This window comes from Butyrivibrio sp. AE3004 (genome assembly GCF_000703165.1).
Taxonomy (GTDB): domain Bacteria; phylum Bacillota; class Clostridia; order Lachnospirales; family Lachnospiraceae; genus Butyrivibrio.
On the sequence record NZ_JNLQ01000002.1, the window covers coordinates 944,022 to 969,072 of the forward strand.

Genomic DNA, 25,051 nt, shown 5'->3' on the forward strand with positions numbered 1-25,051 from the left:
AAATTAATCAATTTCATAAAATTGATTGACAAGGCAGTGATTTGAAAGTAAACTTTGTTACAACTTAATACTTTAAACCGATGAAGCGGAGATAACGGCAGTGATGCCTTCACAGAGAGTCCGGGGTGGTGAGAGCCGGGTAAGAAACAAATTGTCAAATGGACCGCTGAGGGTGTGGGCGATAAATGGAACAGTAATTTCATTAGGTAGTCTGCAACGTAGGGCATACGTCAGTTGCCGGGGATATGTTGGTATCCTGATAAGCGCGTAGCTTTAGCTATGAATTCAAGGTGGCACCGCGGATAGTTTAGATTATTCGTCCTTGACAGAAAAAATATTTCTGTCAGGGACTTTTTTATTACATTCTTCCGGACAGAACATTAAGAGAGTAATGCAGACAATTATTATTGTACAAAAAGGGAGGTAATGACCATGATCAAAGAAGCAATCGTAAAAATAGTAAACAAAGAGGACCTTACATATGATGAAGCATATGCAGTAATGAATGAGATTATGGGTGGCGAGACAACTCCTACTCAGAACGCAGCATTTTTGTCAGCTCTTTCAACAAAAAGCGCAAGAGCGGAAACAACCGAGGAAATTGCAGGCTGTGCAGCAGCAATGAGAGATCATGCAACAAAGGTTGACACAGGAATGGATGTATTCGAGATCGTCGGCACAGGCGGAGACAATGCTCACAGCTTCAATATTTCAACTACCTCAGCTCTTGTTGCGGCAGCAGGAGGAATGAAGGTTGCAAAGCACGGTAACAGAGCAGCATCTTCAAGCTGCGGAACAGCTGACTGCCTTGAGGCGCTTGGCGTAAATATTCAGCAGAGCCCTGAAAGATGTATTGAACTTCTTGAAGAGGTCGGAATGTGTTTCTTCTTTGCTCAGAAATATCACTCATCCATGAAGTATGTGGGAGCGATCAGAAAGGAGCTCGGGTTCAGAACAGTTTTCAACATTCTGGGACCCCTTACAAATCCCGGTTCACCTAAAATGCAGCTTCTCGGAGTATATGATGAATACCTTGTTGAGCCACTTGCTCAGGTTCTTATAAGTCTCGGAGTACAAAGAGGAATGGTCGTATACGGAATGGATAAGCTCGATGAGATCTCAATGAGCGCACCTACCAAGGTATGCGAGATAAAGGACGGATGGTATAAATGCTATACAATAACTCCCGAAGATTTCGGCTTTGAGAGATGCACCAAGGATGACCTTAAGGGTGGCACACCTTCCGAGAATGCAGAGATTACAAGAAAGATCCTTAGCGGAGAAAAAGGCCATAAGAGAAATGCGGTGCTGATGAACGCAGGAGCTTCACTTTATATCGGAGGAAAGGCTGAAAGCTTTTCAGAAGGAGTTAAGCTTGCTGGCGAGATCATCGATTCCGGAAAAGCAATGGAGACACTTGAAAAGCTTATCGAAGTAAGTAACAGAGCTGAGGAAATCAGTGCCTGATGAGGAGTACATAATGACAATACTTGATGAACTTGCTGACTATGCCAAAGTCAGAGTGGAAAAAGCAAAACAGAACAAATCTTTGGAAGAGCTTTACTTTGAAGCTAAGGCTCTTCCAAAGGGAGACTTCTCATTCGAAAAGGCTCTGAAAAAGGAAGGGTTATCTTTTATATGCGAATGTAAAAAGGCATCCCCCTCCAAGGGACTGATCGCTGAGAATTTTCCTTATCTGGATATTGCTCTTGATTATGAGAAGGCAGGTGCCGATTGCATTTCGGCCCTGACAGAACCCAAGTGGTTTTTGGGAGATGACAGATACCTTTCGGAGATTTCTGATGCAGTTAAGATTCCATGTCTCAGAAAAGATTTTACGGTTGATGAATACATGATATATGAAGCAAAGGTACTCGGCGCATCAGCTGTTCTTCTTATCTGTTCAATTCTTGAAAAGGAACAGATCGAGGAATACATAGGCATCTGTGATGAACTTGGATTATCTGCCCTCGTGGAAGCTCATGATGAGGCAGAAGTAGAAATAGGACTTGAGGCAGGAGCACGAATAATCGGAGTAAATAACAGAAATCTGAAGGATTTTTCCGTTGATACTTCAAACAGTATGAGGCTCCGTCAGATGATACCGAGAGATGTTATATATGTTTCGGAGAGCGGTATAAAAACAGCCGGTGACGTAAAGGCTCTGAAGGATGGCGGAGTTGATGCTGTTCTGATAGGTGAAACACTTATGAGAGCCGATGACAGAAAAAAACTTCTGCAGGAATTCAAGTCGCTGTAAGGAATGAGGTTTTACCAAATGACAAGGATTAAATTCTGCGGGCTTACAAGAATGCAGGACATCGAGGCAGTAAACGGGTTTCTTCCTGAGTACATAGGCTTTGTTTTTTATAAGAAAAGTAAGCGTTATGTAACCTTCGAAAAAGCAGGGGAACTTAAGAAAAAATTAAATAAAAGCATTAAAGCGGTAGGTGTCTTTGTGGATGAAGCTCCCGGTAAAGTTGCAGAGGCTGCAAATAACGGGATAATCGATATCATTCAGCTCCACGGACAGGAGGATGATGAATACGTAAAGACGCTTCGTGATCTGACTGATGCTAAGATAATAAAGGCTTTTCAGATAAAACAGGATAGCATTTCGGATGATGAAAAGAACGGACTTTTGGAAAATATCATAAAAGGTATAAATGAATTTCCTTCTGATATGGTTCTTGTAGATTCCGGACAGGGGACCGGAAAAGCCTTTAACTGGGATATACTGCGGATGATAGAGCGGGATTATTTCCTTGCAGGCGGAATTAACAGGGGCAACATTGAAGAAGCGGTACTGATTCATCCCTATGCCATAGATGTCAGCTCAGGTATTGAGACAGATGGTATAAAGGATGAGGAAAAAATGAGAAAAATGATAAGTGCCGTCAGAAATCGGTAAAAGAACAGTTTTAGTATATAAAATATTTGGTTACAGATGAGGTGAGAAAATGACAGTAGCAAAAGGAAGATTCGGAGTCCATGGCGGACAGTACATACCGGAAACTCTTATGAATGCGGTAATAGAGCTTGAAAAAGCATATGAACATTACAAGAACGATCCCGATTTTAACAGGGAGCTTACAGAGCTTCTTAATGAATATGCGGGAAGACCTTCAAGACTTTATTATGCTGAGAAGATGACTAAGGATCTTGGCGGGGCAAAGATTTATCTTAAGAGAGAGGATTTAAACCATACAGGTTCGCATAAGATAAATAACGTTCTTGGACAGGCTCTTCTTGCAAAGAAGATGGGAAAAACCAGACTCATTGCTGAAACAGGAGCAGGTCAGCACGGCGTTGCAACCGCAACCGCAGCAGCTCTTATGGGTATGGAGTGCGTGGTCTTTATGGGAAAAGAGGATACGGAAAGACAGGCACTTAATGTATACAGAATGCGCCTTCTTGGAGCTGAGGTAATACCTGTAACTACAGGAACAGCAACACTTAAGGATGCAGTTTCCGAGGCAATGAGAGAGTGGACAACAAGAATCGATGATACGCATTACTGTCTTGGTTCGGTAATGGGACCGCACCCTTTTCCGACAATAGTACGTGATTTTCAGTCAGTTATTTCCAAGGAGATAAAAGAGCAGATCCTTGAAAAGGAAGGCAGACTTCCAAGCGCCGTGGTTGCATGTGTCGGAGGCGGTTCAAATGCCATCGGAAGCTTCTACAACTTTATAGGAGATGAGGGTGTAAGACTGATAGGGTGTGAAGCAGCAGGAAGAGGAATTGATACCTTTGAAACAGCGGCTACAGTCAATACAGGAAAGCTTGGAATTTTCCATGGTATGAAATCCTACTTCTGCCAGGACGAATATGGTCAGATAGCACCGGTTTACTCCATATCTGCTGGACTTGATTATCCCGGAGTAGGACCGGAGCATGCTTATCTTCACGATATTGGAAGAGCTGAATATGTGCCTGTTACCGATGATGAAGCGGTAAATGCATTCGAGTATTTATCAAGAACAGAGGGGATAATTCCAGCAATCGAGTCATCACATGCGGTTGCTCACGCAATAAAACTAGCGCCTACCATGAGTAAGGACGACATAATAGTAATAACAATCTCGGGAAGAGGAGATAAGGACTGTGCAGCAATCGCACGTTACAGAGGGGAGGATATCCATGAGTAAAATAGCAGAGGCATTCAAAAACAAAAAAGCATTTATTCCGTTTATCACTTGCGGTGATCCGGATCTTGATACAACTAAGAAAATAATATCTGAGCTTGTAAAAAACGGCGCTGACCTTATAGAGCTTGGCATTCCTTTTTCAGATCCCACAGCGGAAGGACCTGTGATACAGGGAGCAAATATCAGGGCTTTGAAGAACGGCATAACAACAGACGATATCTTTGGGATGGTTGAGGAAATAAGAGCTGAGGTAAAAATACCCATGGTGTTTATGACCTATGCAAATGTTGTTTTTTCCTATGGCATGGACAGATTTTTTGAAAACTGTAAAAAAACCGGAATGGATGGGGTGATACTTCCCGATGTTCCTTATGAAGAAAAAGAGGAATTTGAGACAGTCGCAGACGTATATGGCATAGATTTTATTTCAATGGTTGCGCCCACATCCGAGGAGAGGATAGCAACAATAGCTTCAAATGCGAAAGGCTTTATTTACATTGTTTCAAGCCTTGGAGTAACAGGAACAAGAACATCAATAAACAGAGGCGTCAAAGGAATAGTGGAAAAAATCAGAGAAGCTACTGACGTTCCCTGTGCTGTAGGCTTTGGAATTTCGACACCGGAGCAGGCATCAGATATGGCAGAGATTTCCGACGGCGCGATCGTGGGATCGGCTATTGTCCGAATTATTGAACAGTATGGAAAGAATGCTCCCTCTCATGTGGGAGAATTTGTTAAAAGCATGAAGAGCGCCTACAAAGACACGGAACTTACAGACGTGGCCTGCTGATAATTAGCTCTATAAAAAGTAGGAACTTACGGAGAATCAATATGAAAATATTACCTGAATTTACAGACATAGAAAAAATAGCTTCTTCCGGTGATTACAAAGTAATTCCTGTGAGCACGGAAATACTATCCGATTTTATAACACCGATTGAAGCGATGCGTATTCTGAAAAAAGCATCAGATCATGTTTACATGCTTGAATCAGCGCAGGCAAACGAAAACTGGGGAAGATACACCTTCCTTGGCTTTGAGCCCAAGATGGATATCACCTGTATGGACGGTGTCATCAAAATAACGGATATAAACGGAGAAACAAAGGAAATAGAAGGTGACCCTTCTGAATGTCTACGAAGCATCCTGTCTGAGTATAAGAGCCCAAGACTGTCATATCTGCCGACCTTTACAGGCGGAATGGTGGGATATTTTTCTTACGATTATCTTGGCTACAGTGAGCCGAGCGTCAGAGGAAATGCTGAGGATACAGAAGGCTTTATGGATATGGACCTTATGCTTTTTGACAAGGTTATTGCCTTTGATAATACCAAACAGAAAATTATCCTTATTGTGAACATGAAGCTGGATGCTGAGAACAAAACCGAGGCGCTTTTAGTTTCTTATGAAAAGGCGAAGGCAGATCTTCAGGAGCTTTCTGATCTTCTTCACAATGGTGAAAAGGATATGAATACTAAAGGCACACTCCTTGGCGCCGTTACACCGCTTTTTGAAAAAGAGCAGTATTGTGCCATGGTAGAAAAAGCAAAGCATCATATTTTTGAGGGAGATATATTCCAGATAGTTCTTTCGAATCGCTTTGCGGCACCCTTTGAGGGCAGCCTTTTTGAAACCTACAGGATGCTCAGAACAATTAATCCTTCACCCTATATGTTTTATTTTTCCGGAACAGAGATGGAGGTTGCCGGAGCATCACCGGAGACGCTTGTTAAACTTGAAAACGGAGTGCTTCATACATTCCCTCTTGCGGGTACCAGACCCAGAGGAGCTTGTGAAGAAGAGGACAAGAGGCTTGAGAAAGAACTCCTTGCTGATGAAAAAGAGCTTGCGGAACACAATATGCTCGTAGATCTTGGAAGAAACGACCTTGGAAAGATCAGCAAATTCGGAAGCGTTCAGGTGGAGAAGCTTCACTCTATAGAGCGTTATTCCCATGTTATGCACATAGGCTCAACCGTGCGCGGTGAAATTCGTGATGATAAGGATGCGCTTGATGCTATAGAAGCCGTGCTTCCGGCAGGGACTCTCTCAGGAGCACCCAAGATCCGTGCGTGTCAGATTATCGGAGAGCTTGAAAACAACAAGCGCGGAATTTACGGGGGAGCAATAGGCTATATAGATTTTACCGGAAATATGGATACCTGTATTGCCATTAGAATAGTTTATAAGAAAAACGGAAAAGTATTTGTAAGAAGCGGTGCAGGAATAGTAGCGGATTCAGTTCCGGAAAAGGAATTTGAGGAATGCATGAATAAAGCCCAAGCAGCCTTAAAGGCACTGGATAATTGACCGGAATAATAGTTACGAGAGGTTAACCTGATATGATTTTGCTTATAGATAATTATGACAGTTTTTCATACAACTTGTACCAGCTGATCGGTGAGATCGTTACGGAGAAGGAAAACGAAGGTAATGATGTGATCAAGGTAATAAGAAACGATGAGCTTACTGTCAGTGAGATTGAAAAACTTGCGCCCGATAAGATAATTCTTTCACCCGGCCCTGGAAGACCTGAGGATGCGGGAGTGTGCATGGAGGTGGTAACGAGCCTTGGAACCAAAATCCCTACCCTTGGAGTTTGCCTCGGACATCAGTCCATCTGTGCTTCCTTTGGAGCTACCGTCACTTATGCAAAGCAGCTGATGCACGGCAAGCAGTCCGATGCAAGGCTTGATCTTGAATGCCCTCTGTTTAAGGGGTGCCCCGATATCACGAAGGTTGCAAGATATCACTCACTTGCAGCTGATGAAGCTACAATGCCGGATGAACTGCAGGTAACTGCCACAACCACAGATGGGGAAGTAATGGCTGTAATGCACAGGGATTATCCAATCTTCGGAGTTCAGTTTCATCCTGAGTCCATTATGACTCCCGAGGGAAAACGCATGTTAAGAAATTTCATAGAACTGTAAGATTCTTTTGCTTTACCGGCTGTTGCACTTAAGTAGGTGCAGCAGTCTTTTTTGTTACTGATAGTTTTGCATGCGAAACTTTTTACTAGTATAATAGTATTATCTGTGGGTATTATTTCCGGCGCAAGAAAGGCCAAGTTTTTTAGATGTCTAAAATTGAAGAAAGCAGTTTAAAGAAGATTTTTTGGATGCTGTTCTCATTATTGCTTGCGGCATTTACTGTGTGGGCAATACTGAGGGAGAGTAAAACGCTCTCAATTTCACAGCTTTTTAAAGTTGTTATAGGTGGAAATCCGTTATATCTTGCTATCGCGGTTATCTGTGCTGCGGGTTATGTGTTTTTTGAAGCGGTTGCCATATGCTCAATATTAAAAGGAATAAACTATAAGAAAAAAATACATGAGGGCATTATTTACAGTACAGCCGATGTTTATTTTTCTGCAATTACGCCCTCAGCAACAGGCGGTCAGCCGGCAAGCGCGTATTTTATGCATGAAGACGGGATACCTACGGGAGTGGTTTCAGCGACACTTATACTGAATCTGATGATGTATACCTGTGCGATTGGATTTCTGGGAATTATATCAATAATTATGAATCCTGATTTTTTCAGAGAATTCGGAAGCGTGGCCAGAATATTCATATGTGTGGGATTTGTAATACTTATAGCTCTTACATATTTCTTTTATTTATTGCTTAAGAAGAGCAAAAGCGTGTTTGATTTTATCAGGAAGGTGCTGACCTTCTTGAAAAGTAAGAATATATTTAAAGTAAAAGATCAGGTGTTTTCGAAGCTGGATAAAACACAGGCAGACTATGAAAACTGCGCGAAGATGTTTGCCGGAAAAAGTAGAATTTTAAGTAAGGCGTTTATATTTAACGTTCTTCAGAGGGCATCGCAGATAGCGGTTCCCATGTTTATGTATCTGTGCCTTGGAGGAAATAAAAGCAATATGATAACGCTTTTTTCCAAGCAAAGCCTTGTTACCATCGGCTATAACTTTATTCCGATTCCTGGAGCAATGGGAATTTCGGATTTTCTGATGATAGACGGATTTTCAAAGATAATGACGCATGAGGCTGCGATGCAGCTTGATATGGTCAGTCGTGCTATATCATTTTATTTTTGCGTTACGATAAGCGGTCTGATAACACTTGGAGGATATTTATGGAAAAAGAAAAAAAGATGATAGGTGTATATGACTATACGGTTATTCTCACATATCTTTCTACTATTTCAGGTGCTATAGGCATAATTATTACGATGTCAGGTCTCGGACATCCTTACGGCGGCGCTGTTTTTCTTATGATCTCGGGGCTGCTGGATGCATTTGACGGCACGGTCGCAAGGACCAAAAAGAACAGAACGGAATTTGAAAAAGAATTCGGTGCACAGATAGATTCACTCTCCGATCTTATATGCTTCGGAGTACTTCCCGTATCCATGGGAATAGCCCAGCTTAGAGTAAACGGAGCATTCAGGGATGTGGTAAGAGGAAGCGCAAATACTGCAAATGTATGGATGGTTGTGATCCTCTTATCCATTGCGGCATTCTATATTCTTACAGCTCTGGTCAGACTTGCTTATTTTAATTCAACAGCATCTGAGAGAGCCGCTCAGAAGGAAAGGGAGGGAAGAGAATATTTCACAGGTCTTCCCGTTACCGCAGCTGCAATTATTTTTCCTTTGACACTTATTGTGCATTATTTTACAAGAGCAGATCTTACATTTTTCTATTTTTGGGTGCTGCTCATTATAGGCACACTTTTTATAGGTAATTTTAAGATACCAAAGCCCGGTATGAAATTTCTTATCTGTATTACCATAATCGGCGCTGTGGAATTTGCGACATTGATTTTTATACTTGTGACGAATATATGAATACACTTGAATTTTTATATAAAACGAAAATCGGAAGAGTAATCCTGAAACCCATGACACTAAAGCCTTTGTCGGATCTGTCCGGAATAATTTTGGATTCATCTTTGTCAAAGCTGCTGATAGGTCCCTTTGCCGTAAAAAACAGGATACGGACTGAGGACTACATACTTGATGATATTCACTCCTTTAATGATTTTTTCTGCAGGAGAATAAAGAAGGGGTTAAGGCCTATAAGCCCTGATGAAAAGGCGGTTATAGCCCCCTGCGACGGACTGCTTAAGGTTTACCGGATAACGGATGGTCTTATAATAAATGCCAAGCAGAGCACCTTCACGATAAGAAGTCTTTTAAGGGATAAGAAACTGGCTGCAGGCTTTGACGGAGGCTACTGCTTTGTTTACAGATTATGTGTTGATCATTATCACAGATATATTTATTTCTCCGGAGGTCATAAGCACGCTGACAGAAAAATCAAAGGCTTTTATCACACCGTAAGACCTGTTGCGCTTTCCGAAATACCTGTATTTACGGAAAACAGCAGGCAATATTCCATAATTGACACAAATGGTCTTGGCACCTGCGTACAGATGGAAGTCGGTGCCATGCTGGTTGGAAGGATTGTAAATGATAAGCCTTTGGCAGGCAAAGTAATTAAGGGACAGGAAAAAGGACATTTTGAGTATGGTGGCTCTACAATAATCGTCTTGATTCCAAAGGACAAAATTAAGGTTAAGCCTTATCTTTTGGAAAAAACGAGAAGAGGGATGGAGACTTCCGTGAAAATGGGAGAAGCTGTAGCAGAAAGGATATAAACTGACATTTTTTCTTTTATGAGGAGGTAAGTTTAATGGCATGGTATGACGAAGCAGTGTTTTATCATATTTACCCTTTGGGGCTTCTTGGTGCTCCGAGAGAGAATAAGTATGACGGTGTTACGCACAGGCTAAAGGAACTTAATCCCTGGATAGATCACATTAGGGAACTAGGCTGTAATGCTCTTTATATAGGTCCTTTATTCGAGTCCGTAGGACATGGCTATGAGACTACCGATTACAGAAAACTCGATTCCCGTCTTGGCGACAACAAGGACTTAAAACAGTTTGTAAAAAAATGTCACGACAAGGGCATAAGAGTAATTCTGGATGGTGTTTTCAATCATACCGGAAGAGATTTCTTCGCATTTAAGGATATTAAGGAAAACAGAGAAAATTCCCGCTATAAGGACTGGTACTGCAACGTTAATTTCTGGGGGAATAATGAGTATAATGACGGATTTTCCTATGACAACTGGGGAGGCTACAATCTGCTTGTTAAACTCAACCAGAGAAATCCTGAAGTAAAGGATTACATATGCGACACAATACGCTTCTGGGTAAGTGAGTTTGATATTGACGGCCTTCGCCTGGATGCTGCGGATGTTCTTGATTTTGATTTTATGAAAACCCTGAGATCTGTAGCCAACGAAGTAAAGCCTGAATTCTGGCTTATGGGTGAGGTCATTCACGGTGATTATACGAGATGGGTAAATGAAGGAACGCTTCACTCGGTGACCAATTATGTAATGCATAAAGCGTTATATTCGGGCCACAATGATCACAACTATTTTGAGATTGCCCATACTCAGAGAAGGCTTGACGGAATGGGAGGAAGCGGAGCAGGTGGCTTTAAGCTGTACAACTTTGTTGATAACCACGATGTTGAAAGAATATATACAAAGCTAAGTAATAAGGCACATTTTACTCCGGTGCACATTTTATTGTACACCCTTCCGGGGATACCTTCTGTTTACTATGGTTCTGAATTTGCAATAGAGGGCAGAAAGGAAAAGCATTCCGATGTATCACTTCGTCCCGCACTTGATATCAGGGACTATAAGGACGCTGTGAAAAATAATCCCGCAACAGCACTTATAGCAGCACTCGGAAAAGTGCGCAGGGAAAATCCCGAGCTCGCCTACGGTGATTACAAGGAACTCCACCTTCAAAACAAGCAATATGCTTTTTCAAGAAGCTCAAATGGCAGAAGCGTAGTAGTTACGGTAAATAATGATGACAGCGACTGCACACTCACTCTTCCCGCAGGTGATTTTGCGGAATACATGGGGGCACTATCGGGTGACAGGGTAAGTGTAGAATACGGTAATATTCAGGTTTGCGTTAAGGCAAACTCAGGTGAAATATGGATTCCCGTTAATAAGGGTGAAAAGAAGAAAGCTGCCGGAGCTCCAAAAATCGTAAAGGAAGCAGGCAAGATTTCCGGAAAGTTATCTTCAAAAGACAACATAGATGAAAAGCTTAAAGAAAGCTCTGAAGTGAAATCAGCAGCGGGAGAAACAAAAGGTACAGATAAGGTAAAATCTGCACCTGAGATTAGTGATGCAGCATCAAAGACTTCGCCCAAAGCCGGGGATACTTCTTTAGGAAAGAGCTATGAAGATGGCGTCATAGCAGGCCTTCAGGAAGCTATTCTTGCAATTATGGAAAAGAACGGAAACGTAACAGATCAGATGAGAAGAGATGTATACAACAATACTCATCATGATTCTCTCGTTAACTGGGTAAAAAGCTTTATAAGATAAAATGATTGTACCTTTGTGATATTGTGCCAATAGGCATTTTTGTATTACGGAGCATGTTTCTTGCATGCTCCATTTTATTGAGGTTATACGTTCTTTTACGTTCATGTTTTCAGTGATTTTTACTAAAAATACTTATGTGATCACGCTTGTTATACCCGGAAGTATAATGCGGATGTTTACAGCGGAAGAGGAAGTTATACGTCAGGGAACAGGATATCTTTTGATATCTATTCCTGATTTTATTTTACATCAATGGAAAAAGATTTTCTTATAATGCGAGTAAAAGCTATCAATTTTTTATAAATGATTATAATATCGTTTAGAATTTGAAATTCCTTGTGAAGTTTAGAACAGATATGTCAAAAATCAGGTTGAGGTATTCCACGAATTCAATTTATGGGGTAGAATTGGCATTATGAATTCACAAACAATAAAACTTTATGACGAAGACGCATATGGAACGGAGTTTACAGCTACTGTTCTTAGCTGTGTCAAAGATGATAAAAAGGAAAACACATATATCGCCGTATTTGACAAAACACTGTTCTTTCCGGAGGAGGGAGGACAGACGCCCGACAAAGGGGGAATCGTTAAGTCTGATGAGGATGATATCGCAAAAACAAAAATTAACGTTTTGGATGTGCAGATAAAGGACGATGTAATTTATCACTATCTTGATGAGGAGATAACAGCAGGGACTGAGATTTTTGGAAAAATAGACTGGAATCATCGCTTCAGTAATATGCAGCAGCATTCGGGAGAGCATATTTTTTCCGGAATTGTTAATAAGCGATTTGGCTATGATAATGTAGGTTTTCACCTTAGCGATCAGGTTGTGACCATGGACTATAGCGGTCAGCTTTCCGAGGATGATTTACGCATGATAGAGAGGGAGGTAAATCAGGCAATTTATGAAAATCGCGTCATAAGTGCCCGGTATCCTGACAGTAATGAGCTTTCGGGAATAAACTACCGCAGCAAAAAGGAACTTACGGGAGCTATAAGAATAGTAGAAGTGGACGGATACGACATCTGTGCCTGCTGTGCGCCTCATGTAAAGAGAACCGGAGAAATCGGAATACTTAAAGTTATAACCTCTCAGAACTATAAGGGCGGAACAAGAGTAAGCATTCTTTGCGGCTTCAGGGCACTTGATTATTTTTACAGGGAGCATGCCATGATCCAAAAACTGGCAGGCGAAATGTCTACTGCAATTGAAAACGTGCCGGACCAGTTTAAGAAGCAGCAGGAGGAAATCTTTGATCTTAAGAGAAAGCTGTCCGAAGTATCTGAGAAGCTTTTATTAAAGGAAGCTGTCAAACTGGCAAAGGACACAAAAAATACCTGCCTTTTTGCGGATGGAGGAACTGATTCCAATGTGGCAAGGCGTGTTGTTAATTCGCTTGTTGCCGACAGAGGTGGCTTCTGTGGAGTTTTCTTTGGAGATGATGATACCGATTACAAATTTATAATAGGCTGCGAAGATGGTTTAAACAGCAATGATGTTCTCTGTGAACTTCGAAAAAGCTTTCAGGTCAGAGGAGGCGGAAAGCCTGCCATGGTACAGGGAAGCATTGAAGGAGCAAAGGCTGCGGATATAATGAAGGTCTTTGATTTATTATGAATAACAGACCGGTATGAGCAGGATATGAATTTGCGTTTATCTTTATATATGAGGAGTAAGTATGGAAAATAAAAAGGAATTCAGATTGGGGCTTGTTAATGCGATTCCCGTTTGTCTCGGATATCTTGCGGTTTCATTTGCGTTCGGAATTCAGGCATCAGAAGCAGGATTATCTGTTTTTCAGGCATCGCTTATGTCCCTATCGAATGTGACAAGCGCGGGACAGTTCTCTTCGCTGGACCTTATAAGCACTAATGCGACATATGCGGAAATGGCACTTTTACAGCTTGTGGTAAATATACGATACATGCTGATGAGTACAGCACTTTCGCAAAAATTATCACCAAAGATCGGCACTCTTTCAAGATGCCTGGTAGCCTATGGCGTAACTGACGAGATATTTGCGCTCAGTGTTACAAGAAAGGGGAGATTAAATCCGGCTTATTCTTACGGACTAATCATCTGTTCTGTTTTTGGATGGGTAATGGGAACTTTTCTTGGAGCATTTGCAGGTTCCATAATGCCTCACAGACTTATAAGTGCACTTGGGCTCGCAATTTACGGAATGTTTCTTGCTATTGTGATTCCCGATGCAAGAGAAAAACGACCGATAATGCTTGTGGTAATAGGTTCCATGGTCATGAGTACGATATTTACTTATGCACCGGGACTGAAAAATATTTCATCAGGTTTCAGAATAATTATTGTGACAATAGTAATTGCGGGTGTGGCTGCAGTCCTTGCCCCAAAGAAAGAGGAGGAGACTGCAGATGCATAACATATACGGCTATATTTTTGTGATGGCACTGGTAACATACCTGGTTAGAATGCTTCCGCTTACACTCATCAGAAAAGAAATAACGTCACCTTTTATAAAGGCTTTTTTACATTACGTACCTTACGCAACCCTTTCAGCCATGACTTTTCCTGCTATTCTTCATGCTTCCGATGACATGAGGGCATCTATAGCGGGCTTTGCTGTTGCTCTGATCCTGGCTTTTAGGAAAAAGAGTCTTCTCACAGTTGCTGTCTGCGCATGCGCGGTAGTATTCGCGGTGGAATTATTTCTTATCTGAAGATAGTGCTATAATTTTCTTGACATTGGTGATGTTTTTTAGTATCGTCCACAAATGCAAAATGTATCTTGGATATAAAGGTTGCATTTATAGAGGAGGAATAATAAATGCATATAGGAACAGGTTATGATGTACATAGATTAGTTGAAGGAAGAAAGCTTATTCTCGGAGGCGTGGATATTCCTTATGAGAAGGGACTCCTCGGGCATTCGGATGCTGACGTCCTCCTTCATGCTATAAGTGATGCGCTTCTTGGCGGGGCAGCACTTGGAGATATAGGTAAGCATTTTCCGGATTCCGACCCGAAATATAAAGGAGCGGATTCAATAAAGCTTCTTTCCGAAGTCGGAAGAATGCTTGAGGAAAACGGATACCTGATCGAAAATATCGATTCAACAATTCTGTGTCAGGCACCCAAGCTTAGACCTTACATTGATACTATGCGAGAGAATATTGCCGATGCACTTGGAATCAATATTGAACAGGTAAGTGTAAAAGCAACTACAGAGGAAGGACTTGGGTTTACCGGTGCGGGAGAAGGAATTGCCGCACAGGCTGTATGCCTTCTTGCAAGTCCTATTGAGTACTATACAAAAAATGTAACCTATCAGACAGGCGAGATACCGGGAGGCTGCGAAGCATGCCCCGGCTGCGCTAAAAATGATTCTGATAAATAAGCATAATTTGATAAAAGGATAATATGGAAGATATAGAAAAAAACACTGAAGATATGCAGGTACCTGACCTTGCGGGAATGATACGTGAAAGCTTTTCTGTTCCCGGAGAGCCTATGAACAGATACAGCCCGCTTGCACTTGCATTTATGGGAGACAGTGTTTATGAGATCATTATAAGAAGTATTGTGGTTCAGGAAGCAAACAGACCTGCGGGTCAGTTAAATAAGATAAAGGTCAAATATGTTAATGCTGCAGCTCAGGCCCGGATAATTGAATACCTTGAACCAAAGCTGACCGATGAAGAAAGTGATGCCTACAAACGAGGCAGAAATGCAAAGTCATATACAAGTGCCAAAAATCAGAGCATCAATGATTACCGTAAGGCAACTGGGCTCGAGGCTTTATGCGGATATTTATATTTAAAAGGTGATATGGCAAGACTTATCGAGTTGCTGCAGGATGGGATTTCTGTAATTGACAGATAAATAAAAATCTATGTATAAAGTTTTGCGCTAAAGGAAAGGAAGCACGGACTGTACCGATGAGAGAAAAATTTAGTAAAGAAAGAAAAGATAATAATAGCGGTTATATGAAGTCAGCTAAAAACAGAAATAATGGTAAAAACGCATATAGAAATCTGCATGACGAGAAAGGCGTAGGGAAGGATTTTGACAAAGAAAGAGACTTTGAAAAAGACAAGGTCTTTGAGGAAGGTTCTACGGAGTCCCTTACAATCGAGGGGAGAAATGCTGTAATAGAGGCCCTTAGAAGCGGCAGAACCATTGATAAACTGTTTATTCTTGACGGATGCCAGGACGGACCTATTGCAACTATCAGAAAAGAAGCTAAAAAAGCCGGCATCATGATGAAGTTTGTTAACAGGGACAGACTTGATCAGATCTCACAGACCGGTGCTCATCAGGGTGTTATTGCTTATGCAGCTGCGTACAGTTATTCAGAGCTTGAGGATATCTTTAATCTTGCGGAGGAAAAAGGTGAAGCGCCGTTTGTTTTTCTGCTTGATAATATCGAAGACCCTCATAATCTCGGCGCTATTATAAGAACTGCCAATATTGCCGGTGCACACGGTGTGATAATTCCCAAAAACCGTGCTGCCGGACTTACCGCAACCGTTGCGAAAACAAGTGCGGGCGCGCTCAATTACACTCCTGTTGTAAAGGTTACGAACATGGCCAGAACCATCGAGGAATTAAAGGATAAAGGAATGTGGTTTGTCTGTGCGGATATGAACGGAACCACAATGTATGATCTTGATCTTAAGGGTTCAATCGGACTTGTTATAGGAAACGAAGGATCGGGAGTAAGTAAGCTTGTGCGTGAAAAATGCGATATGATAGCCGCAATTCCCATGAAGGGTGAGATAAATTCACTTAATGCCTCCGTGGCAGCAGGCGTGCTTGGTTTTGAGATAGTACGTCAGCGCGGTGGCTTCGGAAAATAAAGAAAATAAAAGCAGTGGGGCGTTATCTTTTAGGTCGAATGGGGCATACGAATGACAAAAATAACAGGGGATGAATCGGACGAAGAACTGATAATGAGAATTCGTGACGGCGAATCGGATATAACCGATCACATCATGAATAAATACAAGGATATGGTCAGAACCAAAGCCGCTTCCATGTACATTCTGGGGGCTGACAGAGATGACCTGATCCAGGAGGGGATGATAGGGCTCTTTAAGGCGATAAGAGATTATGACGCCGGGCGGGATGCCAGCTTTAGAACCTTTGCTGATCTGTGCGTGTCCAGGCAGATGTATACAGCCATTCAGGCATCAAACAGAAAGAAGCATGCTCCTCTTAACAGCTATATTTCACTTTACGCCAAAATGGATGGGCATGAAGAGAATATGGAGTTTTCACTTGATCAGGTTCTCGAGGCTACCATCGACAGAGATCCCGAATCAATGCTTATTGATAAGGAAAATACCAGAGACATCGAGGATTTTATTGAAAACAAATTAAGCGGTTTTGAGCAGGCGGTTCTTGAACTTCACATGACCGGTATGGGGTATGTTGAGATAGCTAAGGTCCTCGGAAAAGATGAAAAATCCACGGACAATGCACTTTGGAGATTAAAGAACAAGATACGCAAATATATAAATAAGAATTCCGATGTATGAAGTTTATAAAATCTGATTGTATGTGTATGCTATAAATTGCTCTAAATACTATGCGATAAAAGAATAAATTAACTCTTGCGAAGAAGAGCACTATATGCTACAATGAGTAAGCTGTTGTGATTAAGCAACGCTTGCAACTATAGTATAATATTTGTAAAATATTAAGAATCATTGATATAAAAGAGGTGAGAAGATGAGACAGGACATTCAGCCCGAATACTATCAGGCAACAGTTACCTGCAACTGCGGTAACACATTTACAGTAGGTTCAACAAAGAAGGAAATCCACGTAGAAATTTGTTCTAAGTGCCATCCTTTCTATACAGGAACACAGAAGGCAACCGCTGCTCGCGGACGTATTGATAAGTTCAACCGTAAGTATGGTATGACTTCTAACAACTAATTACTGGAAATGTTAAGAGGTTGAGGCTACTGCCTCAACCTCTTTTTATCTTATAAGAAATTACATAGTAATTTCTTATAAGATAAAAATCTGCTACGGATTCATATAAATAAAACGACCAGGCGAAATTCTTTTTATCAAGGAGAAACGAAATGGGGAAGAAAAAGATAAATCATTATTCTGGAATTGGCGGACAGGCAGTTCTTGAAGGCGTCATGATGCGCAATAAGGATATGTACTCTGTTGCTGTACGCAAGGAGAACGGAGAGATAGCTGTTGAGACAGACCATTACCTGGGAAAGGCGGAGAGTCTGGGACTTTCGCATATTCCCTTTATTCGCGGAGTATTCGTATTTTGGGATTCACTTGTCCTTGGAATGAAATCGCTTAATTATTCGGCATCACTTTTTGGGCAGGAGGAGATAGCAGCTGCCAAGGATCCTATAGCAGAGGAAGGAAAAGAAAAATTTGCCATGGCGCTTACCACCGCTTTTTCTTTTATTCTTGCAATCGGTATTTTTATGGTACTTCCGTATTACCTCAGTTCGATTTTTGAGAGCCATATCAGAAATCATTCTTTGATGGTTCTTCTTGAAGGCATACTGAGAATATTGATTTTTATCATATATATATTGCTTATTTCCTGTATGAAGGATATCAGAAGACTTTTCAGATATCATGGTGCCGAACATAAATGTATAAACTGCCTTGAAAGCGGAAAACCTCTTACTCTTGAGAATGTAAAAGCGAGTACGAGACTACATAAGAGATGCGGAAGCAGTTTTCTTCTGTTTGTCATGTTTGTAAGTATTATTCTGTTTTTCTTTATAAGAGTTGAATCAATTCCGCTAAGAATACTTTTGAGAATTGCTTTGATTCCCGTAATTGCCGGTATTTCCTATGAGATCATCAGGCTTGCCGGAAGAAGTAACAATATTTTTATTAAAATATTATCTGCGCCGGGACTATGCCTGCAGATGCTCACCACCAAGGAACCTGATGATGAGATGATAGAAGTAGGAATGAAGTCTGTTGAGGCAGTGTTTGACTGGAAGGAATTTTTGGCTGATTCCTTCGGATACAAATTTGAAGATAATACAGCGGAGTGAAAAATAATGGAGTATGCAGCGCTTTATAAAGAGGGAGTGGAAAAACTAAATAGTGTAGGAATATCTGAAGCCTCCCTTGATGCGAGGCTTCTCCTTGAGTATGTTTGTAAAACCGACCATAATACTCTGCTATCTCATGGCGATATTGAGGTTTCAGAGGAAAATATTAAGGCCTATGAAGAATTTATAGGAAAGAGAATGAGCAGAATTCCTGTTGCGTATATTATAGGTAATACGGAATTTATGGGAATTGAGTTTGATGTTACGGAGGATGTTCTGATTCCGAATCAGGATACCGAAACTCTTGCGGAGGAAGCTCTGAGATTTTTACATGACGGAATGAACATTCTGGATTTATGTACAGGATCCGGATGTATTGCTCTTAGTCTTTTAAAATACAGTAATGAGACAAGGGCGATGGGGACAGACATGTCAGAGGCGGCGCTGGCCATAGCTTCGCAAAATGCGGTTAAGCTTGGCCTTGACGATCGCTTTTTGGCTGTAAAGGCTGACATTTTTCCTAAAGCTCCCGATACAGAGAAATTTGACATAATCGTATCAAATCCTCCTTATATTCCAACAGGAGTGATAGAAACGCTTGCCCCTGAGGTTAAGACCTTTGAGCCATACATGGCACTTGATGGAAGCGAGGATGGCCTTTTGTTTTACAGAAGGATAATACCAGGGGCAAAGGATTATCTGTACAGAAGCGGATATCTTTTTCTTGAGATTGGCTATGATCAGGGTGATGCAGTAAGAAAACTGATGGAAGAAAACGGATACAAGGATGTTCAGGTTATAAAGGATCTCGGAGGGAATGACAGAGTGGTCAGCGGTTGCTTTTATTAGCTTCGAAAAACGGACATAAGACAATATTTAGTCAGGTAGAAATATACGTTTTTAGATAAGGAGCAAATTATGTTTGACAGATTAGAAGATACCGTCCGCAGATATGAGGACATAACCAGAGAACTGGGTGAACCGGGTGTAGCGGCAGACCAGAACCGTTTTAGGGCGCTGATGAAGGAGCAGAGCGATCTGCTTCCGATAGTTGAAGAATATACCAATTATAAAAAATGCAAAGAAACAATCGCAGATAGTGAAGAGCTTCTTTCGGCTGAATCTGATGAGGATATGAAGGAAATGCTTAGAGAAGAGCTTTCTCTGGCAAAGGAAGAGCTTCCTCTAATTGAACAAAGACTCAGAGTTTTGATGATCCCGAAGGATCCCAATGATGACAAAAATGTAATTGTTGAAATACGAGCAGGAGCGGGCGGAGATGAAGCAGCTCTGTTTGCTGCTGATATGTACAGAGTCTATACCAGATATGCGGATAGACATAACTGGAAAATTGAAACGATGAGTGTTGAAGATACCGGAATTGGCGGTATGAAATCCGTCAGCTTCATGCTGTCCGGTACAGGAGCGTATTCCAAGCTCAAGTTTGAAAGCGGTGTGCATCGTGTTCAGAGAATTCCCGTAACTGAGTCCGGCGGAAGAATTCATACATCCACTATCACAGTTGCCATTATGCCTGAGGTTGAGGATGTGGAAGTAAATATTGATATGAACGATTGTAAATTTGATGTTTTCAGAGCATCGGGAAACGGTGGACAGTGTGTCAATACTACCGATTCTGCGGTAAGACTTACACATATTCCCACAGGAATCGTGATTTCATGTCAGGATGAAAAGAGTCAGATCAAGAACAAGGCAAAGGCACTTAAGGTACTTCGTGCCAAGTTATTCGACCTTGAGAGGCAAAAGGCGCACGACTCGGAGGCAGCACTCAGAAAGAGCCAGGTAGGAACAGGTGACAGATCGGAAAAGATCAGAACCTATAATTTTCATCAGGGAAGAGTTACCGACCACCGCATAAATCTTACACTCTATAAAATCGATTCAATAATGGACGGTGATCTAGAGGAGCTGATAGATGCGCTTACAACCGCAAGTCAGGCGGAAAAACTTGCAGGCATGAATAATATGATGTAAAAACCACTTAACAGTAAGACTGCTTATTGGTAAAATAATATCATGAAACTTCAGTCAGTTATAAACTTTTATTTATAGATGAGCCAGATAAAAACATACGTTTATAGATAAGGAGACCGACATGAACCAAGAGATGAAGCAGGAGCTGTTAGATTGGGGAGTTAACTGGACTGATGTCCAAGAACGTTTCATGGGGAATGAGGATCTTGTGCAGAAATTCATGCTCAAGTTTTTAAACGATAAGAGCTTTGAGGAGCTTACATGCGGCTTAGAAAATAAAGATGTCGAAGCAGCTTTTAAAGGGTGTCATACTTTAAAAGGTGTTACAGGTAATCTGGCACTGGACGGTATGCGCCCCGAGGTGCTGGAACTGACAGAAATCTTAAGGGCAGGGTCACTTGACGGCTCTGAGCCTCTTTATGAAAAAATTAAAAAGTCATACGACGAGCTAATTGTTATTCTGAAGAAGTATGCTTGATTTAGTAAAACAAAAACAGTTCATTTGCTTTTTGCAAGTGAACTGTTTTTTATCATATAGTATTTACTCAGTAATTTCTGTCTGTCCTTTATCAGAAAATCATTTTGAACTCGTAAACATCGCCCTTTTTGAGGATGGATGATGCACCTGAAGAGGTGATCTCCAAGCTTGCACCGCCCCAGCCATATCGAATTATACCGGTTGTGGCGCCGTCTTCACTTGTGAAAATCAGGTCAGTACCTTTTCCCTCAACAGTACCGGATACATTTCCGAGTCTGAATATTGAAATAGTTGCATCATAGCCGGATTCCCAACCCTCTTTGATGATCAGTGAGCTGTAAACTTCTCCGGTACCCTGGTTATCAACATATGCGCCTCTAATACCGCGAGCAGGAAGAGTGATGGTATCATCTGTGGCATTTGCAAGAACACTGGCGAGGTAGTAGGACCTTGTCTTTGTCATATTGCTTAAAAGATCATTCTCAAGTGTAGGGTAGATGCTTCCGCCTTCTTCACGGGGACCGAGAGTTTCAAGAACTACTTCTTCCTTCATAGCGATCCAGTTTCTTTGTTCACTAAGCAGATTGTCTTTTTCTGCTCCTTTCAAAGTGTCACTAAGTCTACTCCAAAGACTGTTTATCTCAGCATCCCATACAGCATAGGGCCAATAAGATGTCTGGGTCATATCTGCCTGAGTTTCTGATCTCTGGGCAACTTCTGAAAAACGATTTTCCAGTGCTTCGATTCCCTGCAGTTCATCCTGAAGACTTGATGCGGAAGAAGATATTTTTTTTACGGCATCTTTTATCTCATCTTCGTAGTCATGCCACAGATCATCTGATAAAACAAAACTGTCTGCAATAGGATTCTTAGGGATAACAGCGTTGTCTTTTGAAGTATCAGTGTTCTCTGCTGTTTCATCAGATTCTTCTGTACCTGCTATATCGGATTCGTCAGCTTCTGATGTGCTGTCAGCCTCTGATTTTTGTGCATCTTCTGAATCGGAATTATCATCGGAAGCGGTTGCCTCATCTTCAGAGCTGCTTGTTGCTTCATCTGCTTCCCCGGCAGATATATCACTTTCATCGGAGGATACTGATTCTGTATCCCCAGCAGTATTATCCGGAGTATCAGCCTCTCCCTGAGTATCGGGATTTTCTTCCTCAATTACGGTATTATCCTGTATTTGTTCAGAATCCTTATGCGGTGTGCATCCGCAGATTCCGACCATGGACACGATAAGTGCCAGATAGATTCTTTTTTTCATATCAAAATGACCTCCTCTATAAACGAATGTTTATATCTGATTAAATATCATCATTTTGACATTATACACCACTTTTTTCCAAAAAAAAGAAAAAACCTGCTGATAATATCAGCAGGTTACAACTATTCCTCCATCACCGGCATAGGTTGTGGCAACACCGGCACCATCAACAATCAGACAATTTTTGAAGGCAACCTTGGAAAGAATCATGTTCTTTACAACCTCTGCGCGTTCGTAGCAGTTAATATGAGTTATCATAAGTGTCTTTTCTTCAGGATTCTTGGTGCGCTTGGAAACAAGATCGCACATTTTTATCAGTGCCTTTCTCATGCCTACGCCCTGGCCCCACTGGGCAATCTCACCTTCAATAGCATAGCAGACAGGTTTGATATTAAGGGTTGTGGCAACGATTGCCTTCATTCCGGTAAGACGGCCGTTTTTTCTCAAAGTATCAAGTGAATCAAGGACGAAATAGGTATCCATCCCATCACGATATGCGGAAACCTTTTCGACTACCTCATCGAAGGGGAGACCGGCTTCGGCATATTCCATTATCTTAAAAGCAACATTGGTCTGCCCACAGCAGGCTGAAAGAGAATCAAAAACATGAATATTTTTTTCACCGATATCTTCGTGATACAAATCTCTTGCAAGAATAGCGCTGTTGTAGCTGCCGCTAAGCTTTGATGAAAGTGTTACCACATAAATATCGTCAGCATCACAATCATAGGCTTTTTTATATCTGTCGGGAGATGGACATGCTGATTTTGCACAGGTCTCACATTCCGCAACTCTTCTGATATAGTCAAGCTGGTCGAAATTCTCATCATCAAGAACGGTGTAATCGCCTATCTGTAAGATAAGAGGGATTATTTCAAAACGTTTATCTGTGTGATATTCTGCGGGTAAATCTGTACAACTGTCCACAACAATCTTATAACTCATAAATGATTTATTCCTCCGGAATTTGCGTAAAAAACAAATAGAAAAACAAGTAGTATTTTATACGACATATTCTAGCATGAAAAGCAATATGGGTAAACAAAATAAAAGATGGCGACATTTAAGGGGTGGAGTAATATAATGATGTAAGGGTCAAAAGTAAAGTTTTGGCCCTTACTGATGATACGACATGAACAAAAGGATTATACATAATGATAGCTTTAAGGATAAAGAATACAAGGCAGTTTATGTCCGTGCTGCTTGCAAGTGAAGTGTTTGACGGATTTTTACTTGAGAGTGCAGAACTTGTTACTGCTAATACATATACAATTGACGGAAGGGTGAATAAGGAATTTTTCGGGGATGAGGATGACGGTAAGGCTTTGCATGAGCTCTCCGAATGGAAGACCTTAAGACCTGTTTGTTATGAGCTCATTAAGGGAAAGCACACCCCTCTTGGCTTTAAGTTTATTATGTGTATATCTCCTGAGGAAAAAGAGGGCATTCTTCAGGAGGAGATGAACACAAACATATCATCACTTGTTTTTATTCTGAGATTTAAGGACGGAGTCATTACACTTACAACAGGTGCAGCGCTGTCCGGATTTTTGATGGATAAGTCTTATGAGACGATATGGGATGATTATATGAAAAGATTTCTTGACAATGCCCGCATAGAATACGAGGAGGATTATTGAGTATGATAAAAAGACCTGATTATATTAAACCCGGATGCAGCATAGGAATTACAGCCCCCTCCTTTGGTCCGTCCAGCGAGCCCTATTATTCAATGTACTTTTATGCAAAAAAGAACCTTGAAACCAGAGGCTATAAAGTAATAGAAGGAGATACTCTTTTTAAAAACGACGGAGTCGGTATAAATACTGATCCGAAGGTTGCTGCCGCAGAACTTATGGATTTTTACAAAAGAAGCGATGTGGATGCAATCATTTCCGCAGGTGGCGGAGAACTGATGAATGAAACAATCACTCATGTTGATTTCGAAAGTCTAAGAGACGTAAAACCGAAGTGGTATATGGGATATTCCGATAACACTAATTTTATTTTTCCTCTTGTTACGATAGCGGAGGTTCAGGGAATCTATGGACCCTGTATTTCCGGTTTAGCTAAAAAATGGGAGCTACCGGAGACGGATGCTGTTGCACTTCTTGAAGGGACCAAAACGGAATTTGCAGGCTATGATCGTTTTGTAGACCCGGAGAAGGAAGAAAAGGGTGAAGAAATTACTGACTATTCTACGGTTAATTTTGATGTTCCCTACAACTATAATTCCGAGAAGGTTTTGACTAACCTTGTATTTGAGAACGGAACGGCTGTAAAGGCCGGTGAAAGCGAAAAAATAAGCATGCGGGGTATTTTACTTGGCGGCTGTGTGGACGTACTGGCAAATATGATAGGTACCAGGTTTGACAATATGCGCAGCTTTAATGAGAGATATAAGGACATTATATGGGTTCTTGAGGCCTGCGACCTTACGCCTATGAGCTACAGAAGAGCTATCTGGAATATGAGAGAAGCAGGGTGGTTTGACAATGCAAAGGGCTTCGTGATAGGAAGACCTCTTACCGCTTTTGGAAAAAATATGATGGGAGCTGACCATTATAATGCAGTTACGGCTGTTGTCGGAGAACTTGGAGTACCTGTTATTATGGATGCGGATATCGGGCACATTGATCCGATGCTTCCCGTTGTCATGGGGGCAGAAGCAAAAGTAAGCGCAGAAGGTAATGATCTTAGGATAAAATATCTTTGACAATAGAACACCACATTAT

27 protein-coding genes are annotated in these 25,051 nt (G+C 41.4%); 25 read left to right on the top strand and 2 right to left on the bottom strand.

Features of this window, described 5'->3' with window-relative positions; all coding sequences use genetic code 11:
* The first annotated feature begins 432 nt into the window (after nucleotides 1–432).
* The 23 genes from trpD to BV60_RS0107385 all read left to right on the top strand — a co-directional run bounded on the left by trpD (nucleotide 433) and on the right by BV60_RS0107385 (nucleotide 21,049).
* On the top strand, nucleotides 433–1,467 hold the full coding sequence (trpD, locus tag BV60_RS0107270) for an anthranilate phosphoribosyltransferase (protein ID WP_029320541.1): 1,035 nt from the start codon (nucleotides 433–435) through the stop codon (nucleotides 1,465–1,467).
* Nucleotides 1,468–1,480: 13 nt separating this feature from the next.
* Nucleotides 1,481–2,260: an indole-3-glycerol phosphate synthase TrpC gene (trpC, locus tag BV60_RS0107275; protein WP_029320542.1), complete on the top strand. Its 780-nt coding sequence runs from the start codon at nucleotides 1,481–1,483 to the stop codon at nucleotides 2,258–2,260.
* Between the two features lie 18 nt (nucleotides 2,261–2,278).
* Nucleotides 2,279–2,911 carry a phosphoribosylanthranilate isomerase gene (locus tag BV60_RS0107280; RefSeq protein ID WP_029320543.1) on the top strand — a complete coding sequence of 211 codons (633 nt, stop codon included), beginning with the start codon at nucleotides 2,279–2,281 and terminating at the stop codon, nucleotides 2,909–2,911.
* A gap of 49 nt (nucleotides 2,912–2,960) precedes the next feature.
* The gene (gene trpB, locus BV60_RS0107285) at nucleotides 2,961–4,151 is read left to right on the top strand and encodes a tryptophan synthase subunit beta (RefSeq protein ID WP_029320544.1); all 1,191 of its coding nucleotides are present in this window, start codon (nucleotides 2,961–2,963) and stop codon (nucleotides 4,149–4,151) included.
* Nucleotides 4,144–4,941 (top strand): tryptophan synthase subunit alpha, encoded by a 798-nt coding sequence (gene trpA / locus BV60_RS0107290; RefSeq protein ID WP_029320545.1) that lies wholly within the window; start codon nucleotides 4,144–4,146, stop codon nucleotides 4,939–4,941. The genes trpB and trpA overlap by 8 nt, the downstream gene beginning before the upstream one ends.
* Before the next feature lie 41 nt (nucleotides 4,942–4,982).
* Nucleotides 4,983–6,461 (top strand): anthranilate synthase component I, encoded by a 1,479-nt coding sequence (trpE, locus tag BV60_RS0107295; RefSeq protein ID WP_029320546.1) that lies wholly within the window; start codon nucleotides 4,983–4,985, stop codon nucleotides 6,459–6,461.
* A gap of 32 nt (nucleotides 6,462–6,493) precedes the next feature.
* On the top strand, nucleotides 6,494–7,084 hold the full coding sequence (locus BV60_RS0107300) for an anthranilate synthase component II (RefSeq protein WP_029320547.1): 591 nt from the start codon (nucleotides 6,494–6,496) through the stop codon (nucleotides 7,082–7,084).
* Nucleotides 7,085–7,230: 146 nt separating this feature from the next.
* Nucleotides 7,231–8,274 carry a lysylphosphatidylglycerol synthase transmembrane domain-containing protein gene (locus tag BV60_RS0107305; RefSeq protein WP_081846612.1) on the top strand — a complete coding sequence of 348 codons (1,044 nt, stop codon included), beginning with the start codon at nucleotides 7,231–7,233 and terminating at the stop codon, nucleotides 8,272–8,274.
* On the top strand, nucleotides 8,253–8,966 hold the full coding sequence (locus BV60_RS0107310) for a CDP-alcohol phosphatidyltransferase family protein (protein WP_242840957.1): 714 nt from the start codon (nucleotides 8,253–8,255) through the stop codon (nucleotides 8,964–8,966). Before BV60_RS0107305 ends, BV60_RS0107310 begins: the two co-directional genes overlap by 22 nt.
* Nucleotides 8,963–9,778, top strand: a complete 816-nt coding sequence (locus BV60_RS0107315) for a phosphatidylserine decarboxylase (protein ID WP_029320550.1) — start codon at nucleotides 8,963–8,965, stop codon at nucleotides 9,776–9,778. The genes BV60_RS0107310 and BV60_RS0107315 overlap by 4 nt, the downstream gene beginning before the upstream one ends.
* 35 nt (nucleotides 9,779–9,813) lie before the next feature.
* A complete protein-coding gene (locus BV60_RS0107320; RefSeq protein WP_029320551.1) occupies nucleotides 9,814–11,544 on the top strand; it encodes an alpha-amylase family glycosyl hydrolase in 1,731 nt (576 codons plus the stop codon).
* A gap of 415 nt (nucleotides 11,545–11,959) precedes the next feature.
* Nucleotides 11,960–13,168: an alanyl-tRNA editing protein gene (locus BV60_RS0107330; RefSeq protein ID WP_029320555.1), complete on the top strand. Its 1,209-nt coding sequence runs from the start codon at nucleotides 11,960–11,962 to the stop codon at nucleotides 13,166–13,168.
* A gap of 61 nt (nucleotides 13,169–13,229) precedes the next feature.
* Entirely contained in the window at nucleotides 13,230–13,946 is a 717-nt protein-coding gene (locus BV60_RS0107335; protein WP_029320556.1) for an AzlC family ABC transporter permease, read from the top strand.
* Nucleotides 13,939–14,244, top strand: coding sequence for an AzlD domain-containing protein (locus BV60_RS0107340; RefSeq protein ID WP_029320557.1), 306 nt, complete (start codon nucleotides 13,939–13,941; stop codon nucleotides 14,242–14,244). The genes BV60_RS0107335 and BV60_RS0107340 overlap by 8 nt, the downstream gene beginning before the upstream one ends.
* Nucleotides 14,245–14,351: 107 nt before the next feature.
* Nucleotides 14,352–14,921: a 2-C-methyl-D-erythritol 2,4-cyclodiphosphate synthase gene (gene ispF, locus BV60_RS0107345; RefSeq protein WP_029320558.1), complete on the top strand. Its 570-nt coding sequence runs from the start codon at nucleotides 14,352–14,354 to the stop codon at nucleotides 14,919–14,921.
* A gap of 23 nt (nucleotides 14,922–14,944) precedes the next feature.
* A complete protein-coding gene (locus BV60_RS0107350) occupies nucleotides 14,945–15,406 on the top strand; it encodes a Mini-ribonuclease 3 (RefSeq protein WP_081846613.1) in 462 nt (153 codons plus the stop codon).
* A gap of 56 nt (nucleotides 15,407–15,462) precedes the next feature.
* The gene (rlmB, locus tag BV60_RS0107355; protein WP_242840958.1) at nucleotides 15,463–16,383 is read left to right on the top strand and encodes a 23S rRNA (guanosine(2251)-2'-O)-methyltransferase RlmB; all 921 of its coding nucleotides are present in this window, start codon (nucleotides 15,463–15,465) and stop codon (nucleotides 16,381–16,383) included.
* A gap of 51 nt (nucleotides 16,384–16,434) precedes the next feature.
* Nucleotides 16,435–17,064, top strand: coding sequence for an RNA polymerase sporulation sigma factor SigH (gene sigH, locus BV60_RS0107360; RefSeq protein ID WP_029320561.1), 630 nt, complete (start codon nucleotides 16,435–16,437; stop codon nucleotides 17,062–17,064).
* Between the two features lie 193 nt (nucleotides 17,065–17,257).
* On the top strand, nucleotides 17,258–17,467 hold the full coding sequence (gene rpmE / locus BV60_RS0107365; RefSeq protein WP_026510726.1) for a 50S ribosomal protein L31: 210 nt from the start codon (nucleotides 17,258–17,260) through the stop codon (nucleotides 17,465–17,467).
* A gap of 152 nt (nucleotides 17,468–17,619) precedes the next feature.
* The gene (locus tag BV60_RS0107370; RefSeq protein WP_029320562.1) at nucleotides 17,620–18,576 is read left to right on the top strand and encodes a DUF1385 domain-containing protein; all 957 of its coding nucleotides are present in this window, start codon (nucleotides 17,620–17,622) and stop codon (nucleotides 18,574–18,576) included.
* 6 nt (nucleotides 18,577–18,582) lie between these two features.
* Complete coding sequence (gene prmC / locus BV60_RS0107375; RefSeq protein WP_029320563.1) at nucleotides 18,583–19,425, top strand: peptide chain release factor N(5)-glutamine methyltransferase; 843 nt, start codon at nucleotides 18,583–18,585, stop codon at nucleotides 19,423–19,425.
* A gap of 69 nt (nucleotides 19,426–19,494) precedes the next feature.
* Nucleotides 19,495–20,571: a peptide chain release factor 1 gene (prfA, locus tag BV60_RS0107380; RefSeq protein WP_029320565.1), complete on the top strand. Its 1,077-nt coding sequence runs from the start codon at nucleotides 19,495–19,497 to the stop codon at nucleotides 20,569–20,571.
* Between the two features lie 121 nt (nucleotides 20,572–20,692).
* Nucleotides 20,693–21,049, top strand: coding sequence for an Hpt domain-containing protein (locus tag BV60_RS0107385; RefSeq protein ID WP_051656571.1), 357 nt, complete (start codon nucleotides 20,693–20,695; stop codon nucleotides 21,047–21,049).
* Nucleotides 21,050–21,140: 91 nt separating this feature from the next.
* Here the strand turns inward: BV60_RS0107385 and BV60_RS21785 are convergent, their stop codons facing one another.
* Together BV60_RS21785 and BV60_RS0107395 are read right to left on the bottom strand one after the other, a co-directional pair.
* On the bottom strand, nucleotides 21,141–22,316 hold the full coding sequence (locus BV60_RS21785; RefSeq protein WP_051656572.1) for a lysozyme inhibitor LprI family protein: 1,176 nt from the start codon (nucleotides 22,314–22,316) through the stop codon (nucleotides 21,141–21,143).
* A 108-nt stretch (nucleotides 22,317–22,424) separates the two neighbouring features.
* On the bottom strand, nucleotides 22,425–23,261 hold the full coding sequence (locus tag BV60_RS0107395) for a DegV family protein (RefSeq protein WP_029320568.1): 837 nt from the start codon (nucleotides 23,259–23,261) through the stop codon (nucleotides 22,425–22,427).
* Nucleotides 23,262–23,470: 209 nt separating this feature from the next.
* Here BV60_RS0107395 and BV60_RS0107400 point away from each other — a divergent pair, with 209 nt between their 5' ends.
* Nucleotides 23,471–23,956 carry a DUF5721 family protein gene (locus BV60_RS0107400; RefSeq protein ID WP_029320569.1) on the top strand — a complete coding sequence of 162 codons (486 nt, stop codon included), beginning with the start codon at nucleotides 23,471–23,473 and terminating at the stop codon, nucleotides 23,954–23,956.
* 2 nt (nucleotides 23,957–23,958) lie between these two features.
* Nucleotides 23,959–25,032: a S66 family peptidase gene (locus tag BV60_RS0107405; RefSeq protein WP_081846614.1), complete on the top strand. Its 1,074-nt coding sequence runs from the start codon at nucleotides 23,959–23,961 to the stop codon at nucleotides 25,030–25,032.
* Nucleotides 25,033–25,051: the final 19 nt, after the last annotated feature.

Bases quoted from the DNA above. Each gene is read 5' to 3' on its own strand.
- BV60_RS21785 (WP_051656572.1), bottom strand. From the start codon at position 22,316: ATGAAAAAAAGAATCTATCTGGCACTTATCGTGTCCATGGTCGGAATC.
- BV60_RS0107405 (WP_081846614.1), top strand. From the start codon at position 23,959: ATGATAAAAAGACCTGATTATATTAAACCCGGATGCAGCATAGGAATT.
- BV60_RS0107315 (WP_029320550.1), top strand. From the start codon at position 8,963: ATGAATACACTTGAATTTTTATATAAAACGAAAATCGGAAGAGTAATC.
- BV60_RS0107330 (WP_029320555.1), top strand. From the start codon at position 11,960: ATGAATTCACAAACAATAAAACTTTATGACGAAGACGCATATGGAACG.
- BV60_RS0107320 (WP_029320551.1), top strand. From the start codon at position 9,814: ATGGCATGGTATGACGAAGCAGTGTTTTATCATATTTACCCTTTGGGG.
- sigH (WP_029320561.1), top strand. From the start codon at position 16,435: ATGACAAAAATAACAGGGGATGAATCGGACGAAGAACTGATAATGAGA.
- BV60_RS0107370 (WP_029320562.1), top strand. From the start codon at position 17,620: ATGGGGAAGAAAAAGATAAATCATTATTCTGGAATTGGCGGACAGGCA.
- rlmB (WP_242840958.1), top strand. From the start codon at position 15,463: ATGAGAGAAAAATTTAGTAAAGAAAGAAAAGATAATAATAGCGGTTAT.
- BV60_RS0107310 (WP_242840957.1), top strand. From the start codon at position 8,253: ATGGAAAAAGAAAAAAAGATGATAGGTGTATATGACTATACGGTTATT.
- trpD (WP_029320541.1), top strand. From the start codon at position 433: ATGATCAAAGAAGCAATCGTAAAAATAGTAAACAAAGAGGACCTTACA.
- BV60_RS0107335 (WP_029320556.1), top strand. From the start codon at position 13,230: ATGGAAAATAAAAAGGAATTCAGATTGGGGCTTGTTAATGCGATTCCC.
- trpB (WP_029320544.1), top strand. From the start codon at position 2,961: ATGACAGTAGCAAAAGGAAGATTCGGAGTCCATGGCGGACAGTACATA.
- BV60_RS0107280 (WP_029320543.1), top strand. From the start codon at position 2,279: ATGACAAGGATTAAATTCTGCGGGCTTACAAGAATGCAGGACATCGAG.
- BV60_RS0107395 (WP_029320568.1), bottom strand. From the start codon at position 23,261: ATGAGTTATAAGATTGTTGTGGACAGTTGTACAGATTTACCCGCAGAA.
- BV60_RS0107340 (WP_029320557.1), top strand. From the start codon at position 13,939: ATGCATAACATATACGGCTATATTTTTGTGATGGCACTGGTAACATAC.
- ispF (WP_029320558.1), top strand. From the start codon at position 14,352: ATGCATATAGGAACAGGTTATGATGTACATAGATTAGTTGAAGGAAGA.
- BV60_RS0107350 (WP_081846613.1), top strand. From the start codon at position 14,945: ATGGAAGATATAGAAAAAAACACTGAAGATATGCAGGTACCTGACCTT.
- BV60_RS0107300 (WP_029320547.1), top strand. From the start codon at position 6,494: ATGATTTTGCTTATAGATAATTATGACAGTTTTTCATACAACTTGTAC.
- prfA (WP_029320565.1), top strand. From the start codon at position 19,495: ATGTTTGACAGATTAGAAGATACCGTCCGCAGATATGAGGACATAACC.
- trpC (WP_029320542.1), top strand. From the start codon at position 1,481: ATGACAATACTTGATGAACTTGCTGACTATGCCAAAGTCAGAGTGGAA.
- trpA (WP_029320545.1), top strand. From the start codon at position 4,144: ATGAGTAAAATAGCAGAGGCATTCAAAAACAAAAAAGCATTTATTCCG.
- rpmE (WP_026510726.1), top strand. From the start codon at position 17,258: ATGAGACAGGACATTCAGCCCGAATACTATCAGGCAACAGTTACCTGC.
- BV60_RS0107305 (WP_081846612.1), top strand. From the start codon at position 7,231: ATGTCTAAAATTGAAGAAAGCAGTTTAAAGAAGATTTTTTGGATGCTG.
- prmC (WP_029320563.1), top strand. From the start codon at position 18,583: ATGGAGTATGCAGCGCTTTATAAAGAGGGAGTGGAAAAACTAAATAGT.
- BV60_RS0107400 (WP_029320569.1), top strand. From the start codon at position 23,471: ATGATAGCTTTAAGGATAAAGAATACAAGGCAGTTTATGTCCGTGCTG.
- trpE (WP_029320546.1), top strand. From the start codon at position 4,983: ATGAAAATATTACCTGAATTTACAGACATAGAAAAAATAGCTTCTTCC.
- BV60_RS0107385 (WP_051656571.1), top strand. From the start codon at position 20,693: ATGAACCAAGAGATGAAGCAGGAGCTGTTAGATTGGGGAGTTAACTGG.